We start from the raw sequence: 381 nt of genomic DNA on the forward strand, positions 1-381 counted from the left end.
TATTAATTATGGCCAACAAAAAGTTGTATCTTCAAAGTGTGTCACAAAGACGTCTTCGTCATTTTAGTGACAGTTTTAAAATGGAGAAAGTTCGAGAAATAGAACAAGGTCGAACTCGAGTTTCAGAAATTTGTAAGCAATATGAAGTATCTGGGACCAATGTGTACAAATGGATTTCTAAATTCGGTACAATGAAAACCAATAAGACCCGAGTTATAGTAGAGACACAGAGTGATACACAAGAGTTGTTATTGCTCAAGAAAAAAGTGGCTGAACTAGAGCGTATCGTAGGTCAGAAGCAAATCTTGCTTGACTTTAAGGATAAAATGATTGATCTAGCCGAACAGGCATATGGGGTTGATATTAAAAAAAAATTCGATT

The 381-nt window shown here is 35.2% G+C and carries 1 protein-coding gene; it reads left to right on the forward strand.

Translation table 11 applies throughout. The annotated features are described in order from the left end of the window. Nucleotides 1-38: 38 nt before the first annotated feature. Nucleotides 39-381, forward strand: a 343-nt coding sequence (locus EWU22_RS13150; protein WP_161566876.1) for a transposase, incomplete at its 3' end; no start/stop codon positions are given.

Source organism: Aquirufa nivalisilvae (genome assembly GCF_004307455.1).
In the GTDB taxonomy this organism is placed as follows: domain Bacteria; phylum Bacteroidota; class Bacteroidia; order Cytophagales; family Spirosomataceae; genus Aquirufa; species Aquirufa nivalisilvae.